This window comes from Bradyrhizobium sp. 6(2017) (assembly GCF_011058295.2).
GTDB lineage: Bacteria > Pseudomonadota > Alphaproteobacteria > Rhizobiales > Xanthobacteraceae > Bradyrhizobium > Bradyrhizobium septentrionale.
Window position 1 is genome coordinate 2,489,777 of the sequence record NZ_CP049289.2, and the last position, 15,621, is coordinate 2,505,397.

Annotated in this window: 17 protein-coding genes and 3 pseudogenes; 8 read left to right on the top strand and 12 right to left on the bottom strand. The window is 61.3% G+C overall.

What is annotated here, in order from left to right:
• Window positions 1-398 precede the first annotated feature (398 nt).
• Both G6P99_RS11795 and G6P99_RS11800 read right to left on the bottom strand, forming a co-directional pair.
• Window positions 399-713 carry a CBS domain-containing protein gene (locus G6P99_RS11795; RefSeq protein WP_224496629.1) on the bottom strand — a complete coding sequence of 105 codons (315 nt, stop codon included), beginning with the start codon at window positions 711-713 and terminating at the stop codon, window positions 399-401.
• Window positions 620-973, bottom strand: coding sequence for a CBS domain-containing protein (locus G6P99_RS11800; RefSeq protein WP_224496630.1), 354 nt, complete (start codon window positions 971-973; stop codon window positions 620-622). Before G6P99_RS11800 ends, G6P99_RS11795 begins: the two co-directional genes overlap by 94 nt.
• A gap of 176 nt (window positions 974-1,149) precedes the next feature.
• Between G6P99_RS11800 and G6P99_RS11805 the strand changes: the two genes are divergently transcribed.
• Window positions 1,150-2,313, top strand: coding sequence for an OpgC domain-containing protein (locus G6P99_RS11805; RefSeq protein ID WP_165128217.1), 1,164 nt, complete (start codon window positions 1,150-1,152; stop codon window positions 2,311-2,313).
• Between the two features lie 57 nt (window positions 2,314-2,370).
• Here G6P99_RS11805 and G6P99_RS11810 read toward each other — a convergent pair whose 3' ends face one another.
• The 5 genes from G6P99_RS11810 to G6P99_RS11830 form a co-directional block, all read right to left on the bottom strand.
• A complete protein-coding gene (locus tag G6P99_RS11810) occupies window positions 2,371-2,958 on the bottom strand; it encodes a helix-turn-helix domain-containing protein (protein WP_165128219.1) in 588 nt (195 codons plus the stop codon).
• A 282-nt stretch (window positions 2,959-3,240) separates the two neighbouring features.
• A complete protein-coding gene (locus G6P99_RS11815) occupies window positions 3,241-3,405 on the bottom strand; it encodes a hypothetical protein (RefSeq protein ID WP_165128221.1) in 165 nt (54 codons plus the stop codon).
• A 19-nt stretch (window positions 3,406-3,424) separates the two neighbouring features.
• Window positions 3,425-4,129, bottom strand: a complete 705-nt coding sequence (locus G6P99_RS11820; RefSeq protein ID WP_165128223.1) for a CBS domain-containing protein — start codon at window positions 4,127-4,129, stop codon at window positions 3,425-3,427.
• A 78-nt stretch (window positions 4,130-4,207) separates the two neighbouring features.
• The gene (locus G6P99_RS11825; protein WP_165128225.1) at window positions 4,208-4,549 is read right to left on the bottom strand and encodes a c-type cytochrome; all 342 of its coding nucleotides are present in this window, start codon (window positions 4,547-4,549) and stop codon (window positions 4,208-4,210) included.
• Window positions 4,550-4,576: 27 nt separating this feature from the next.
• Entirely contained in the window at window positions 4,577-5,413 is an 837-nt protein-coding gene (locus tag G6P99_RS11830) for a universal stress protein (RefSeq protein ID WP_165128227.1), read from the bottom strand.
• Between the two features lie 163 nt (window positions 5,414-5,576).
• Between G6P99_RS11830 and phbB the strand changes: the two are divergent.
• From phbB to G6P99_RS11850, 4 genes and pseudogenes are all read left to right on the top strand, one after another.
• Window positions 5,577-6,301 (top strand): annotated as a pseudogene (gene phbB / locus G6P99_RS11835) (acetoacetyl-CoA reductase).
• A gap of 15 nt (window positions 6,302-6,316) precedes the next feature.
• Window positions 6,317-6,757 carry a CBS domain-containing protein gene (locus G6P99_RS11840; RefSeq protein WP_246709515.1) on the top strand — a complete coding sequence of 147 codons (441 nt, stop codon included), beginning with the start codon at window positions 6,317-6,319 and terminating at the stop codon, window positions 6,755-6,757.
• Window positions 6,758-6,791: 34 nt separating this feature from the next.
• A complete protein-coding gene (locus G6P99_RS11845) occupies window positions 6,792-7,169 on the top strand; it encodes a hypothetical protein (RefSeq protein ID WP_165128233.1) in 378 nt (125 codons plus the stop codon).
• Between the two features lie 264 nt (window positions 7,170-7,433).
• Complete coding sequence (locus tag G6P99_RS11850) at window positions 7,434-8,417, top strand: hypothetical protein (RefSeq protein ID WP_165128235.1); 984 nt, start codon at window positions 7,434-7,436, stop codon at window positions 8,415-8,417.
• 416 nt (window positions 8,418-8,833) lie between these two features.
• Here G6P99_RS11850 and G6P99_RS11855 read toward each other — a convergent pair whose 3' ends face one another.
• The gene (locus G6P99_RS11855) at window positions 8,834-9,022 is read right to left on the bottom strand and encodes a hypothetical protein (protein ID WP_156928922.1); all 189 of its coding nucleotides are present in this window, start codon (window positions 9,020-9,022) and stop codon (window positions 8,834-8,836) included.
• A gap of 81 nt (window positions 9,023-9,103) precedes the next feature.
• Between G6P99_RS11855 and G6P99_RS11860 the strand changes: the two genes are divergently transcribed.
• Both G6P99_RS11860 and G6P99_RS11865 read left to right on the top strand, forming a co-directional pair.
• Window positions 9,104-9,952, top strand: coding sequence for a hypothetical protein (locus G6P99_RS11860; RefSeq protein WP_334261997.1), 849 nt, complete (start codon window positions 9,104-9,106; stop codon window positions 9,950-9,952).
• Window positions 9,897-10,625, top strand: a complete 729-nt coding sequence (locus G6P99_RS11865) for a hypothetical protein (protein ID WP_334261998.1) — start codon at window positions 9,897-9,899, stop codon at window positions 10,623-10,625. Before G6P99_RS11860 ends, G6P99_RS11865 begins: the two co-directional genes overlap by 56 nt.
• A 488-nt stretch (window positions 10,626-11,113) precedes the next feature.
• Here G6P99_RS11865 and G6P99_RS11870 read toward each other — a convergent pair whose 3' ends face one another.
• On the bottom strand, window positions 11,114-11,365 hold the full coding sequence (locus G6P99_RS11870) for a hypothetical protein (protein WP_084518671.1): 252 nt from the start codon (window positions 11,363-11,365) through the stop codon (window positions 11,114-11,116).
• Window positions 11,366-11,934: 569 nt separating this feature from the next.
• On the opposite strand from G6P99_RS11870, the pseudogene G6P99_RS11875 reads away from it, so the two are divergent.
• Window positions 11,935-13,269 (top strand): annotated as a pseudogene (locus G6P99_RS11875) (IS5 family transposase).
• Window position 13,270: 1 nt separating this feature from the next.
• Here the strand turns inward: G6P99_RS11875 and G6P99_RS11880 are convergent.
• The 3 genes and pseudogenes from G6P99_RS11880 to G6P99_RS11890 form a co-directional block, all read right to left on the bottom strand.
• Complete coding sequence (locus tag G6P99_RS11880) at window positions 13,271-13,576, bottom strand: hypothetical protein (RefSeq protein ID WP_246709897.1); 306 nt, start codon at window positions 13,574-13,576, stop codon at window positions 13,271-13,273.
• Window positions 13,577-13,755: 179 nt separating this feature from the next.
• Window positions 13,756-14,136 (bottom strand): annotated as a pseudogene (locus tag G6P99_RS11885) (hypothetical protein); the annotation flags it as partial.
• 262 nt (window positions 14,137-14,398) lie between these two features.
• Complete coding sequence (locus tag G6P99_RS11890) at window positions 14,399-15,382, bottom strand: zinc-dependent alcohol dehydrogenase family protein (protein ID WP_165128237.1); 984 nt, start codon at window positions 15,380-15,382, stop codon at window positions 14,399-14,401.
• Window positions 15,383-15,621: the final 239 nt, after the last annotated feature.

Consider the following 15,621-nt stretch of genomic DNA (forward strand, 5'->3'; position numbering starts at 1 on the left):
CTCCCGATGGCAACCTATTACTTCGACCTGAAGGATGGTGTTCCGGTCTGTGATCGGATCGGACTTGAGTTCGCAAGCCGATACAGCTGTGATCACACACAGCAAGCAAACGGCGAGCAAGATCCGACATGAGAATCCGACCGCATCCGTCGATCATTATGTCGCGGTCATCGATGAGCCGGGTAGGGAGATCCATCGGGAGCCGATTTCTTCAGGCAAGGCCTGAGCCAAGTGCTCGCTGTACCGACGTAGTGTAGACGGCAGTGCCAGTCAGGCAGCACGAGTGCTATAATGGCTGATCGTCTTCCGTCGAGGGCTCCTCCTGCAGCGAGACAAAGTCACCGCCGCCATAGTCCTCCTCTGGCGGCGGGACTTTCGAGAGCTGATCCTCGCCCGCTTCACGCCGGCAACCGGATGCCGCCGCGCAAGCCTACGACCCCGTCATGCACGCTGACATTCAGCGCGTTGGGCCGCCAAGGCGCACGCGCCAGTGCGGCAATAACCGACGCGCGGATCTGGTCGTCGTTGGCGGAAGCGGAAGGCCGATCGAGGCGGAGGTTCGCGATGGCGGTGATGAAGTCAGTGCGCGTGACCATCCCGACCAGCCTTTTATCGCGCATCACAGGAAATCGTGTGACGCCGTGCGATTCCATGAGTTGGACGACCTGTTCAAGCGGTGTGTCCTCCTCGACCGTGATCGGACTGGGCGACATGATCTGACTACCTTGCGGCCGTGTTGGCGGGCGAAGTCGAGTGCGACCTGGTTCGCGCCTGCAAGCATCGCAAGCCAGCGGCCGCGGCGCCTTTCCGTCCCGACTTCCACGCGTCGGATGAAATCTCCTTCTGACAGGATTCCGACTAGCACTCCATCCCGATCGGTGACCGGAAGGCCACTGACGCCATGGGACAGCATCGTCTTGATAGCGTCGATCACCGATGCGTCGCCGTCGATTGTGATTACGTTCCGTGACATGATCTCCCGTACGTGCACGGCGAAATTCCTCCCAATGGCGCTGACACGTTCAGCTAACTCCCGGAAACAATGAGGTGCGTTGATCCTTATCAACCAAGCGGTCGTCTAATCACGCTGATATGCCGCCGGCGCGGCGGGCGCCGGGCCGGAATGACGCCGACAGCTGGTAACCGCCTATGGTTCCTGACAGCCTGACCGCTCGCCTGAACGACAAGAACTCCCGTCAAGATCCGGGGAGAGGCGACGGCTTGGCCTTGGGGCGCGATCTCCGGCTCGATGTATGCCGAGGGATTGCTCTCTGGTGCATCTTCCTCGATCACATCCCCAACAATGTCTTCAGCTGGTTGACCCTGCGGCACTATGGCTTCAGCGATGCGGCTGAAGTCTTCATGTTCGTGTCCGGCGTGACCTGCGCGCTGAGCTACGGCGCTGTCCGCCGTCGCGAGGGGTGGTGGGCAGTCTTCGCGCATACGCTGCTGCGAGGCTGGGAGATCTATGCGGCCTTTCTCATCCTGACTATTACGCTTGTCGTGGTCGTGCACGCCTCGGGCAGGGATCGATTCGCGGACGAAGCCAACGTGAAGATTCTGTTGCAACAGCCGGGTGCCGCACTGACCCATGCTGCCATCCTGATGTATCGCCCGATGAACACGGATGTTCTGCCGACCTTTGTGCTCTTCCATCTATCGTTTGCTCCCGCCCCCTGGGGAATACTGAAGTTTCCCAATGCGTCCCTGCTGACCTCCGCGTCTATCTATGCGCTGGTGCAATTGTACGGCTGGAACTTGCCGGAGTGGCCTGTCATCAGTGGTATTTCAATCCGCTTGCTTTGGCAATTCCTGGTCGTCCTTGGGGCGTGGTGGGCGATCCGGGGCTATCGGATGTTTTGGCCAAAAATCGTGTCGTGGCCCGTCGTTTTACTCGCGACAGCGTATCTCGGCTTTGGCCTCATGATCACATTGAGCTGGGAGGTCGAGCCATTGGCAGCCGCGATTCCAGGCTATATTACGCGGTTAATTTATCCGATCGACAAGCCGGATCTGGGCCTATTGCGGCTCCTGCATTTCCTGGCCATTGCCATCGTCGTGGCGAAGTTCGTGCCACCGAATTGGCGGGGATTTACTATGGTCGGCCTGATTCATTGCGGCGAGCGTTCGCTCGAAACCTACTGCGCAGCCGTCGTGCTTTCCCTGCTGGCAAGTTGGTATCTCGTTGAAGTATCCGACAGCATCGCGGCGCAGTTCGTGGTGAGCGCCACAGGGGTCGCGGCGCTCGTCCTGTTTGCGACATGCATGGCCTGGATCGGCAAACGAAGCCGGCAACATCCGAAACTGCTGTAAGAGATGCTTCTCGTCTCTGTCCCGCGATCGCTTGTAGGAGACAATCAATCTTGCCGCTTACGCCACCATGAGCCGATTCGGCTTCACGCAGTTTCGCAACTCGACCCGGCGCGCGGTCGGAAGAGAAATTACGCCGTTCCGCTCGAGCTGGGTAAAGGTGCGCGAGACCGTTTCGATCGTGAGGCCAAGATAGTCGGCGATGTCCTGTCGCGACATCGGAAGCTCGACGGCGGCATTCTTGGTGGCGCGGCGCGCCATGTCATGCAGGAAGCCGACGACACGCTCTTCGGCGCTACAGATCAGGAGCATCAGATGCTGTTGAAACCGGCGCAGCTCCTGCGCCGCCGCGTCCCACAGCTGTCCCGCCAGATCCTTTTCGTGCGCGGCGCGGGCCATGAGGGCGGCGCGTTTTACGACGACGACCCGCGTCTCGCAGACGGCCTCGGCCGAGGAGATATGGCTTTCACCGGCCTCGAAGCCGAAGATATCTCCGGGCAGATAGAACGTGCCAATCTGGCGGCGTCCGTCTTCCAGGATCTTGTAGGTGCGGACGGCACCGGAGACAACCTGGTAGAGGTATTCCGCAGCCTCCTCCTCGCCGTAAATCTCGCTGTTGCGTGCGAACCGCATCGGCGCCCCGATCATGCCAAACGGCTTTTCGACATGCGCCTGTCGGGCGAGGATGCTGGTCGGGTGACGGCTGCTATCGCGAGAAATAGCGTTTTGGGTTTGCATGGCGACGCTCCATGGATGGGAAGATCGATGGAGGCAGATTGATCGCATCTCCTGGATTGGGAAATTTGGATGTTTCCCCTAAGTAGAAGCCACTTACGTATCTGTACGTAAGTCCAGGAGATACAGAGGAGGAATAGACGGTGTTCGTACGCCCATATGTCAGTGTCTCGGCGCGCGGGGCGAAAAGCGACGCTAGGTCCCGTTCTTGTCGGGATAGGCAGCGCGTGTGGCGGCTCGATTCTCGTCTTGTTCCTGACGCCAGCGCGTCGTGCTGCGATCGGTGAGGACGAGCACGAGCGCAAAGACCGAGAGGAGGAGACAGACGGCTGCGACGACAAGCAGTGTGCTCATTGCCATGTTGGGCTCCTCGATCTGATCAGCCGGCCGCCTTGATGTCTTCCGGCGATTCCACATAGTAGCCGGAATAGCCGTCGACGAAGCAGAGGTGATCATGGACCTCCTTGACACCCGAGGTGTTCTCGGCGAGCACGATCGCGGCCTGGCGCGCGCGGTCATCGAAGATCAGGCCGTGCAGATGCACGACACCGTTGCGCACCCAGACCTGGAAGCCGGCGGGACGCCAACCGGTGGCGTTGATTTCGCGCAGGATTCGTTCACGGATATGGGTATCATCGGCCGTCGGGTCAGGCACTTCGCGCGCCAGCGACGCGACGGCTTGCAGGATGTCTGCTCGGGTGACGATCCCAACCATGGTCTTGCCATTCACAACCGGTACCCCCTTCACGCCATGCTTGTGCATCAAATGCACGATCTCGTCGAGCGGCGTCTGCTCGCCGACGGTGATCGGATTCGTAGCCATGACATCTTCGACCTTACGGCCGCGCTCGTGCACGAAATCGGTCGCGGCACGGCTGACCCCGGTGAAAAGCTCCAGCCAGGCCGATCGTTTGTGTCCTGTTCCGATCTCGGCGCGCTGCAGGAAATCTCCCTCCGACATCATGCCCCTGAGCGTACCATCTTCGTCCATCACCGGCAGACCGCTGAGGTGACATCGCAGCATGATGTTGGCCGCGTCCAGAATCTTCGTGTGCGGGCTGACGGCGATGATATGTTTGGTCATGATCTGATGCGCGCATGTCTGACCTCCATGTTGAAAATCAAATATTAAAGCTCTTTGCGCCCTGCATATTGACGTGGCTCAACGGACTGCTTGGCCGCGCTCCAGAGACTTCAAGAGCAGCATGAAGTCGCCCACTTGGTCCGCATCGAAGCTGAATTGGGGCATGGTCGGATGGCCAGTGATGATTCCTTCCGCCAATGCTTCCTGCAGCATCTCGACCGGATAGCGCTCGTGCAGCGTCCGGAACGGCGGCGCTATCCTCAGCGGGCTGGGGCTCACCCGATCGATCGCGTGGCAGCGGGCGCAATAGAACTGCGCAAGGCGACGGCCTTGCTCCTGGTCCGCGGCGGCTGGAGCCAGCGCGGCGCAGATCGCGCTGGCGATGACGAGGCCGCAACCAATAGTATGCCGGAACGTCATGGCGGGATGCCTCACGTTGATTGGCGTTTAATGAGACATCAGGACCGGGACGGTCATCGCACGAAGCATATCGCGCGTCACGCCGCCGAGCACGGTTTCCTGCAGCCGGGAGTGGCCGTATCCACCCATTACCAGAAGGTCGAGGCTCTCATCCGCCGCGATCGACAGCAGGATCGACTGAACTTCTGACTTGGACGCCGGCAACGACGTGATCTTGGCCGGAAGCCCCTCCTTTGCAGGATAACGCACCAGATGGTCGGTGGAGCTTTCTGAGGGAATCGGATCAGCACCATCGATGGTGATGACGGCGAGAGCATCGGCTGCGTGCAACAGCGGCATTGCGTCATGGAGGGCGCGGGCAGCAAGCCGGCTGCCGTCCCAGCAAATCCCGATTCGCTTCGCCGAAAATGCGCCGTGGAACGTGTAAGGCATGAACAGGACGGGACCGCCGCTCTGGAACAATAGCTCCCGCGGGATCACGTCGTCGTAGCTGTCGTATTCGCCGCGCGGCTGCACTACCACGGTCAGGTCATGGAGTCGCGCGCTCGCGCAGATGATCCCGCGAGCATCGAAGGGGAGCGCGCCCACGGAGCGGGTCGCGTAGGATATCCCTGCATTCCGAGCCTCGATGTCGAAGACGCGCAGCGCCGCCTCGGCGCGCTCCAGAGCCTGTGCATGTTCGACCTCGAACAGCGAGGCGACGGCCACTCCACCCCCGACTACGATCGGGACACTGGCAGTCTCATAGTCGATTGCCATCGCGTCAAGATGCGCGCCGGTGCTGAGCGCGAGCGAGACCGATCCGTCGACTGCGGGGCGCGGCGACAGATCCGTCGGAATGTGGACCAAGATGTTCTTGAACATGGGCCGTTCTCCAAAGGGGTACGAGCAAGTGCCATCAAAACACCGGTCGAGGACGGGCCAATTTGATCTGCCTCATGCGCGTTCGTGGATTCTGATTGAGCGGGATCAATTCATCGAGCGTGCTTTTCGCGCAAATGTTATGCCCCAGCTTGCAGGAGCCGGCATGGCGCGCGTCGCATTGGTTACGGGTGGAAGTAGGGAAATTGGGGCCGCGATTGCGCGCGCCCTCGCTGCTGCCGGATGCCGCGTTGCGGCCTGCTATGCTAGGAATGTAGGAGCCGCGTGGTCTTTTCAGGATCAGACCGGAATTCCCGTTTTCCAGTGGGATCTCGCGAACTACGAGCCTGTGCAGCCGGTGTCCGCGAGGTGGAGGCGGCGCTGGGCCCAATCGACATCCTGGTCAACAACGCCGGTATCGTGCGCGACGTCACACTGCATCGAATGACCAAGCCGCAGTGGGATGCGGTGATCCGGACCGATCTCGATTCATTGTTCAACATGTGCCGGCCCCTCATCGAGGGCATGCGGGCGCGCAAGTTCGGGCGGATCATCAACATCTCGTCGATCAATGGGCAGAAGGGCCAGATCGGCCAGACGAACTATGCCGCGGCGAAGGCCGCCGAGCTCGGCTTCACCCGCGCGTTCGCGCTCGAAAGCGCGCGGTTTGGGATCACTGTTAATGCAATCTGCCCCGGTTACATCAACACCGAGATGCTGGCTGCGGTGCCGGCCGATGTCATGCAGAACTCTATTCTGCCGCAGATTGCGGTCGGGCGGCTGGGGCAGCCGGAGGAGATCGCCCGTGCCGTCGCCTTTCTTGCTGCCGACGAAGCAGGGTTCATCACCGGGTCGACGCTGTCAATCAATGGCGGCCAGCATATGTGGTGAATGGGAGACATGACAATGCTCGCAACCGATGTGATGCGCAGTTCGTTCGCAACGATCAAGCCGACTGCCACAGTACTCAATGCCGTCGAGCTGCTGCTTGAAACCGATCAGCGCGGCCTGCCAGTGATCGACGACGCCGGCGACCTTGTCGGCATGGTTTCGGAGGGCGATTTCCTCCACCGCGATGAGCTTGGCATCAGCCCGCCATCAGGAAACTGGCTGGAGCCTTTGCTTGGCATTGCGGAGAATACACCTGAACGCGAGCGCATGCGCACGCTGCAGGTCGGCTCGCTCATGAGTGGCGCGCCGATCACCGTCGATGTCGAGGCATCGATCGAGGACGTCGTCGCGCAGATGGATATTTACAACGTCGCCCAGTTCCGGTGCTCGGCGCCGGAACCGTCGTCGGTATTATCAGTCGCAGGGAACTGCTTGCGGCATTGGCGCGCCGATTGAGAGAAGCAGAAAAAGAAAGCATTGGAGTTACTTCATGAGCGAGATGACCCTGCAGTCACATGCGCACGCCGTCGTTTGGATCGATCACCTTGTTGCGAAGGTTTTCGGCATTGGGTTAACAGGCGTCAGCGCGACGGCCGTCCATGTGCATTTGGCGTCGCAGCACCTGCATCATAAGGCGAATACTGGCGATGGTCTCGTCCAGGCCGATGCGACATTTCTTGCCAGGGTGGGAGAGGCCGTAAGCGGTTGCACCGATTTGCTCGTCATCGGTCCAGGCATCGAGAAGGCCGAGCTGACGCAGTATCTCAGGGCGGAGCGGCCCGGCCTCCAGTTGCATGTTGAGCCGAGCGATCATCCGACCGACGCGGAGATCGTGGCGCTGGGTCGGAAGCGGTTCCACCTTGGCTGAGCGGCAAAGGTCCGGCGTCTGAACAGCTGCCAGGTCGAAAAGATAGATTGCGCCCGAGCCCATCCGGCTCGAGTTGGAGGCGAGCGATGACAGTCCATGCAGTTCTCGACCAGCCCACATCTGCCGCTAACGACGATGTGGCGACTGCGAGAGCGCCTGCGTCGGTGCCATCCGAGAGCCAGCGCATTGCCTCATCCAGAATGTTACTGGACAACTTCTCGCCGATGATTGGGTCGGTGCCATCGAATTGGTTCGGTGGCGCCTATGGCGGGAAAGATCAGCATGGGCGCTCGGCGGGAGGTGGTGTCGGCCGTAACGGAGCGCTACCGGTCGGCCAAACGAGTGGTGAAGGGGCGCATCCTCGATGCGCTATGCGCGACGACGGGCTGGCATCGCAAGCATGCGGTGCGCGCACTTGGGCGGCGCGCAAAGGTTGAACCGGGTAAGGTCGAGGCTCCCGGAGAGCGCAAGCGTAGATATGGCGCTACGATCAAGGACGCGACAACGGCGCTATGGGAGGCGTCGGATCGGGTTTGCGGCAAGCGGCTCAAGGTGATGATCCCGACCTTGCTGGCGGCCCTCGAGCAACATGGCCGATTGCAGCTTGGGCAGGCGGACCGTGATTGTGTTCTGGCGATCAGTGCCGCTATCATTGACCGCCTGCTTGTCGATGTGAAGCTCGCGGCGAGCGGCGGCAGGCGGCGCCGTGCTGGATTCTATTCGGCAATCCGGCGCGAAGTCCCGATCCGCACGTTCAATGATTGGAACAGCCCGCCGCCCGGCTTCTGTGAGGTCGACATGGTCGCCCATGGCGGCACGTCAGTGGCTGGCTCGTTCATCCAGACCCTGACGATGGTCGATATCGCCACGGGCTGGACGGAGTGCCTGCCGTTGGTGACGCGCGAAGGTTCGCTGGTCGTCGAGGCGATCAACCGCGCACAGAGCCTGTTCCCTTGGCTCTTGCGCGGCGTAGACTTCGACAACGATAGCGCCTTTGAACGATGTCGTCGTGCCATGGTGTCGCGAACAGAAGCTCGAAGTCACGCGCTCGCGTGCCTACAAGAAGAACGATCAAGCGTTCGTCGAGCAAAAGAATGGTGCTGTTGTGCGTCGCTTGATGGGCTACGGCCGCTTCGATGGCGTCGAGACAGCGCGCGCGATGGGCCGCCTCTATGCGGCGGCACGGCTTTACGTCAACTTCTTTCAGCCCTCGTTCAAGCTGAAGGAGAAGCGCCGGGAAGGGGCTAAAGTGATCAAGCGCTAACGCTCGGCAAGACGGTGACTGCCGGCGAGCCGCGTGCCACGCACCGGCGAGCTCGTCGACCCTATAAAACCAGGGTTCGCATGCCGTCCAAGCTCGACGCACATATTGCCACTATCGAAGGCTGGCTGTCAGAGCAGCCACAGCTGACCGCGCTCGCAATCGTCGGCCGGCTGAGCGAGAATCACCCAGAGGAGTGCGGGACGAGACAGCATTCGATCGTGCAGCGCCTGCTAAGGGCACTTAGACGGAAGACGGCCAAGCAGTTGCTCTCGAAGGAGCCGCTTGCGGACGCCACGACCGCTGCCCCATTGCCCGGGGTTGTGGACGGCTCGGGCTATGGAGGGCCCGACCCGCCCACAGCCCCTCTCGTCGAGCAAGCCGGAAAGCCCACCTGGCGCGGTCAATCAATCGACATCGGATCGCCATCGGCAATGGCACCATCAGGGTAACATTCGCAGATGCGGCAATACGCCAGGCAATAGCGGGTGCCGAGTCGATCGACCAATTGGTCCCACGCGGCAATGGCGCGATGGACCGGGGGGCTTTCACCGGCTAGCCTGCGCTCGCATTCGCCGATTGGCAACTCCATCTCGCGGCCTCACCCGGCAAACGGCTTCAGCTGGCGCTGAACGCGGTTGCTGACGGCTGGCGCTTCGCGCGGATGGTGTCGATGCCGCATGCGGTCTGGCAGCCCTGGTTCATGGTCAAGCCTCAACCGGGTGACAACCGGTTCGCCGGCCGGGATTGGACATTACCGGCCTTTAACGTCATGGCGCAGGCATTCCTGCTGGGCGAACAGTGGTGGCATTCGGCGGCGAGCGGCCTGCACGACGTCTCGAAGGGAAATGCGGCAATTGTGGATTTCACCGTCCGCCAATGCCTCGATGTCGTGGCGCCGTCCAACTTTGCGTTCAGCAACCCCGAGGTACTGCGCGAGGCAATGGACTCGGGTGGCGGCAACTTCGTGCCGGGCTGGCGTAACTGGTTGGAAGATTGCAGGGACCTGTTGAGCGCCAGGCCGTCCGGACCCGCCCCATTTGTGGTCGGCAAAAACGTTGCCGCGACCAAGGGCAAGGTTGTCTACAGGAATGAGCTGATCGAGCTCATCCAATACGCACCCGAGACGGCCGACGTTTGCCCCGAACCGGTACTTATCGTGCCGGCGTGGATCATGAAGTATTACATCCTCGATCTCTCGCCGCAGAATTCGCTCGTGCGCTTCCTGGTTCAATGCGGCTTTACGGTGTTCATGATCTCATGGCGCAACCCCGGGCCGGCCGATCGCGAACTTGGTCTTGATCACTATCGCAAGCTGGGATCGACGCCGCCATCGACGTCATCAATCAGCTGTTCCCGAACGTCCAATCCATGCGGCTGGCTACTGCCTTGGCGGGACGCTACTCGCAATTGCGGCTGCTCGGCTGCAAAAGGAGCGGCCCGGCTGCCTGCGCTCGGTGACGCTCTTGGCAGCCCAGGTCGATTTCACCGATGCTGGCGAGCTGACGCTCTTCATCAATGAAAGCCAGGTCGCGTTCCTCGAGGATATGATGCGGCAGAGCGGCGTGCTCGAGACGGCGCAGATGGCCGGTGCGTTCCAGTTGCTGCGATCGAACGACATGATCTGGTCACGCCTGGTCCGCGACTATCTCATGGGCGAGCGCGCCGCACCGAGTGATCGGATGTCATGGAACGCGGACGCGACTCGCATGCCATACCGGATGCATTCAGACTATCTGCACAAGCTGTTTCTCAACAACGACCTTGCCGAAGGCCGTTATTTGGCGGACGGGCAGCCGGTGGCACTCTCCGACCTTCGCGTCCCCATGTTCGTGGTCGGCACCGTTCGTGATCACGTCGCGCCCTGGCGGTCGGTTCACAAGATTCACCTGTTGGCAAATGCCGATATCGCCTTCGTGCCGGCGAGCGGCGGTCACAATGCCGGCATCGTTGCTCAGCCGTCGGAGGAGGAGCACAGCTATCAGTTGTTGGAGAAGAAGACGGATCAACCTTATGTCGGCCCCGACGAGTGGCTGCGGAGGGCGGTGAACCGCGACGGATCCTGGTGGCTGGAGTGGGTTCAGTTCCTGATGGCGCATTCCGGTGCGTGGGTGCCGGCTCAATCGGGGTTTCACGCGCCCGAGGGTAGATTGCCGCTCGACGATGCGCCCGGACAGTACGTCCTGCAGCATTGATCCGGTCAGCCGTTGCCGTGGACAGGCTTGATCTGCCGCAAAGCGCCACCACCGGTGTTCGGCCACGAGCCACGCCCGTCTGCAGGAGAGAGGCATGAGTCATAATTATTCGAATTCTCTTCATAGTCGCGGGGGTCATCGCAGCGCTGTTTGTCGCGCGATACGCTCAACTTCGACATCATGCAAATGTTCGTCGTCGTCCTACTCGTAACCGGGCTTCTGATGGTCGGTGTTCTCTGGAGTGTGTGGCGGCGCCAAGCGTGACCTTCCGTCATTCGTTTGCGTGGCGGTGTCGTTCCGGCATAGCGGCTCAGCTCGCCGCGATCCTGCATTGCCGTTGTGCTTGGTGACGCCGGATCGGCTTATGTCGGCCACGCTTGAACGTAAGCTTAGAGTCCAGCCGCCGATCGCCCGGGGATGATTTTCATGCATAGAGAGGTCAAGGCAGGTTAAGCGAATGCACTCTTCTTGCATCCTAAGCCTGCATTCTAGCGGCCTTCGACCGTGGCGTCCCGACCGGTGAAGGCTATCAGCAGCAACGACAGCGCAGACGCCGCTGCCACAAAGGCCGCGGTCCAAGCTACCGCCGAGACGACAAAGGCTGCCTCAAATCGCCAAGCCAGAAGCGGCTCGGTTGAGGCAAGCGGCATCGCGTCGGGGAAGAACCAATTGTAGAATAGAACGAGCGCCGCCGTAGAGATGGCGCTTCCGGCAAAAAGAACACTCAATGCGCGTTTCATAGCATCCTCCTGTTTTGGTGAAAAGATGCTGACAGACTTCATCGGCTCGACCAATTCCGGATATTCCCTTAGGGCGCGGTCCGCAGGTCGGAAGGGCACGATGTGCTTCGCAAACAGGACATGCTGCGGTGGAGCGTTGTAGTGGGCGAGCCGGAGGCGTCCACGATTTCCCAATTGACGTCGCCGGTTTGAATCTTCGCTTGGACCCTGACCACGTCGACCGCGTCAAGGATAACAGAGACCCCTTGCGCCAAGGCGTGCCCGGCACGATCGAGAACTGGCCTGGTAGACGAGTTCGGATGCCGGGAGTATAGGTCTCCGGCGGCAATGTGGCGTGCTCGGCAACGGCATAGAGTTGCTTGCGAATGACATCCGATCGCAGAACCAGGGCGCCCGGAGTCATCCGTGAAGAATGCAGATCGGCCTGAGAGATAGGCAGAAGTTGTCTGGATAAAGTATTCGATTTTGCAGGAAAGCTGGGTGTTGGGCCACGGTTTCTTGCGTTTTGGGATTTTGCTTTCGAGCGATTCGTGATTCCCTGACGGCGGGTCATCGGCATTGGGACGGCGATGAGCAAACCGCGGGATGATCGCCAGAAAGACCTGTTGCTTCCGGCGCTCGATCAAATCATCGACATGGGCCACCCGCTGGTGCGGTTGGCGGCGCTGATCGACTGGAAGTTTCTGGATGACCGCTTTGGTTCGGTGTGCCAAACCGGGCCGGGGCAGCCTGGCCTGCCGACGCGGCTTGTCGCCGGCCTGTTCATTCTGAAGCACATGCACAATCTCTCGGATGAGGTGCTGTGCGCCCGCTGGATCGAGAACCCTTATTACCAATACTTCTGCGGCGAGTTGAGCTTCTGCCACAGTGCCGTTCGATCGATCGTCGATGACGCGCTGGCGCCAGCGGCTCGGCGAGGAACTGCTCGTCGCGTTGATCCAGGAAAGTCTGTCGGTGGCACACAAGACTGGCGCCATCGGTGCCAAGGACCTGGAGCGGGTGGTGGTCGATACCACGGTGCAGCCCAAGGCCGTTGCCCATCCGACCGACGCGCGGCTGATGCATCGGGCCATCACCAAGCTCGTCGGGCTTGCCAAGCGCAACCGTGTGCCGCTGCGCCAGAACTATCTGCGCCTGGCCAAGCGCACCGCCATCATGGTCGGCCGCTATACCCGCGCTCACCAGTTCAAGAGCGCCCGGCGCCAACTCAAGTTCCTGCGGACGCGGCTTGGCCGGATCATCCGCGACATCCGCCGCAAGATTGATGGCGATGCGCGGCGCTGGAAGCGCGCTTCGGCCCGCTGCTCGATCTGGCGCAGCGGGTGCGCAGCCAGGATCAGCATCAGCGCGGCCCCAAGGTCTATGCGTTGCATGCGCCGGAGGTCGAGTGCATGGGCAAGGGCAAAGCCCGCGCGCCTTACGAGTTCGGCTGCAAGGTCAGTATCGCCACCCCCGTGACGTCGCCGAAGGGTGGACAGTTCGTGCTCCATGCCAAGGCGCTGCACGGCAATCCCTTCGACGGCCACACGCTCGGCCCCGTGGTCGCCGACATGGAGAAGCTCACCGGCGTGGAGGCTCGTCGTATCCACGTCGACAAAGGGTACCGCGGCCACAACTACCCGCACCGGTTCAGGGTCTGGATCTCGGGTCAGGTTCGCCGCGTCACGGCTTCCATCCGGCGCGAGATGAAGCGTCGCGCGGCTGTCGAACCCGTCATCGGTCACGTCAAGGCCGAGCACCGCATGGACCGCAACTATCTCAAATGCCGCGTCGGCGACCGTATCAACGCCGTCCTCGCCGCGGCCGGCTACAACTTCGGCCTGCTCCTGCGATGGCTCGCAGAACTCTTGCGGGCCATCATCCGGGCCTTCGCCGAAACTGTCCCGGCTCAAAAGATCGCTTAAATCAGCGCTCGTCCGCGTTCTTCACGGAGGACCCCGGAGGTGGCGCGATCAGATGCGCCATGTCGCGCGCCAGCACGCTCTTGCCGGTACCGGACTTTCCGCCAATTGCAAGCAGGCGGGGCGGCCCCGGTTCAACGAGCCGGCGTGCAAACTCGAAATACCGATTTGCATGGATGGCGATCGTTTCGTCGCTTTGCTGCTGCCGCCGCTTTGTAGAGCGGACGTTGGAGCGTATTGCAGCGCGTATCGACAGAAACAGCGGCAGCAAGGACAACGCGTTCGATTGTGCATCCAAGGTGGCTTGCATGTAGCTGTTGAACAGTCTGTTGGCTGTCGGCCCTGCCCGGAGTACAACAGGTCCATCACGGGGAATGCGAGGTCATAAAGGACGTCGGTTGTTGCGATGACCGGATCGAACTCGATCGCATCGAACAGAACGGGCTCGCCGTCGAGTAGAACGATGTTGCCGAGATGTGCATCGCCGTGACAGTGCCGGACCTGCCCGCGGCGGGCGCGGCGGCGCAACAGCTCGAGATTGCGCGCGAGGGACAGATGGCTCAGTTCGTGCAGTTTAGCGATCGCCTCTCGGGACAGAACTGGCTCGGCGCAAAACTGCTCCGTATTGCGATCAATGATGACAGAGAGCGAGGCTAGCCATGGGGATCCTTTGCGTCCGGTTGCGGTCCGATGGGATTCCAGCAGGATGGCGGCCAGTCTCTCGCCAAGCTCCGGCCGGATTGGATCTTGCTCGGCGAGATGATCGAGCGTCTTGTTTTCATCGAAGCGAGCCATTTCGACGGCCCACTCGATAACCGGTCCGGTCCCTCCGATTGCCGGACCATCGCGCCCGCGTATGATTGGCACCATCCCGCGGTAGATGGAGGGGCGTAGCGCTTGTTGATGGCAATCTCATCCTCGCAAGCGCGCCGCCGCTTCTCCAACGTCAGATAGGGAAGCTTGACCGCTCGCTTGACCTTCAAGACGCGCGAAGGTTCGAGAAAGACGATCGAACAATGCGTGTCGATCCGCCGCACGGCCACGTTCGGTCGGTCCGATCCGGCCAAAAACGACAATACAACGTCCTGGCTGGCTTCACCCGTGGCCGCGTCGGTAGGCGATTCCGCTGTCATCACGGTCTCAGCACAGCAGCGCCGACCAGCTTGCCGTCGCGCAGGCGCGCAAGCGCTTCGTTCGCCTGATTCAAGGGGAAGACGGTGACGTGCGTTCGGATTCCGGCCTTCGCCGCGATCCTGAGAAAGTCGACGCCATCCTGTCGGGTGAGGTTGGCAACGGAGATGATCTGTCGTTCACCCCAGAGAATGTTGTAGGGAAAGCTCGGAATATCAGACATGTGGATGCCGGCGCAGACCACGCGTCCGCCCTTGCGCAGCGCGCGCAATGCAAGCGGGACGAGGGGCCCCGCGGGTGCGTAGATGATCGCGGCATCAAGTTCGGCCGGGGGTCGATCGCCCGAAGAGCCGGCCCAGCATGCGCCGAGCGACAAAGCCAAGTGCTGGGCCTCGGTGTCGCCCGCACGGGTCAAAGCGTACACATCCCGCCCTTGCCAACGCGCCACTTGTGCGACGATATGTCCCGCCGCGCCAAAACCGTAGATGCCGAGTTTGCGGCCGTCGCCAGCCATCACCAGGGAGCGCCAGCCGATCAGGCCGGCGCAGAGCAGCGGTGCAAGCTCCGCGTCCTCGCCGTCTTCACCGAGCGGAAAGCAGTAACGCGCGTCTGCCACCAGGTGGGTGGCTAAGCCGCCGTCCCGCGTATAACCGGTGAACAGTGGATCATCGCAGAGATTTTCCTTACCCTCCCGGCAATAAGGGCAGTGCCCGCAGGTCGACCCGAGCCAGGGAACGCCAACGCGCGTACCAAGCTGCGCGCCGCTTACGCCGTCACCAATCGCGTCGATGCGGCCGACCACTTCGTGCCCGGGAACGATCGGATAGGAAATGTTTGGCAATTCTCCGTTGACGACGTGCAGATCGGTGCGGCAAACGCCGCAGGCGCTGACTTTCACGCGGACCTCGCCGGGACGAGGGACTGGGTCCGGCCGTTGCACTTGTTGCAGCGTCGCGCCGCGCGCGGTCAAGATCATGGCGTGCATACCGAAACTCGCTTTAGCTCGATGACCACTCTTTGATCACATCATTTGACTCCGTTTTGATCCTGGTCAACGGCCGATTGGCTCTTCCGGATTAGCTTTGCTTCGCAATCAAGACCCAAAAGGGCCTGCTCAAGACCACCGTCAAGAGGCTGGCCGCCAAGTAGAACAGGCGATCGACATCAAGACGGTGGCGTAAGCGCTTCGCGGGGTAGTTGCTCAGGCAGCGGTGCCTCCGCGAA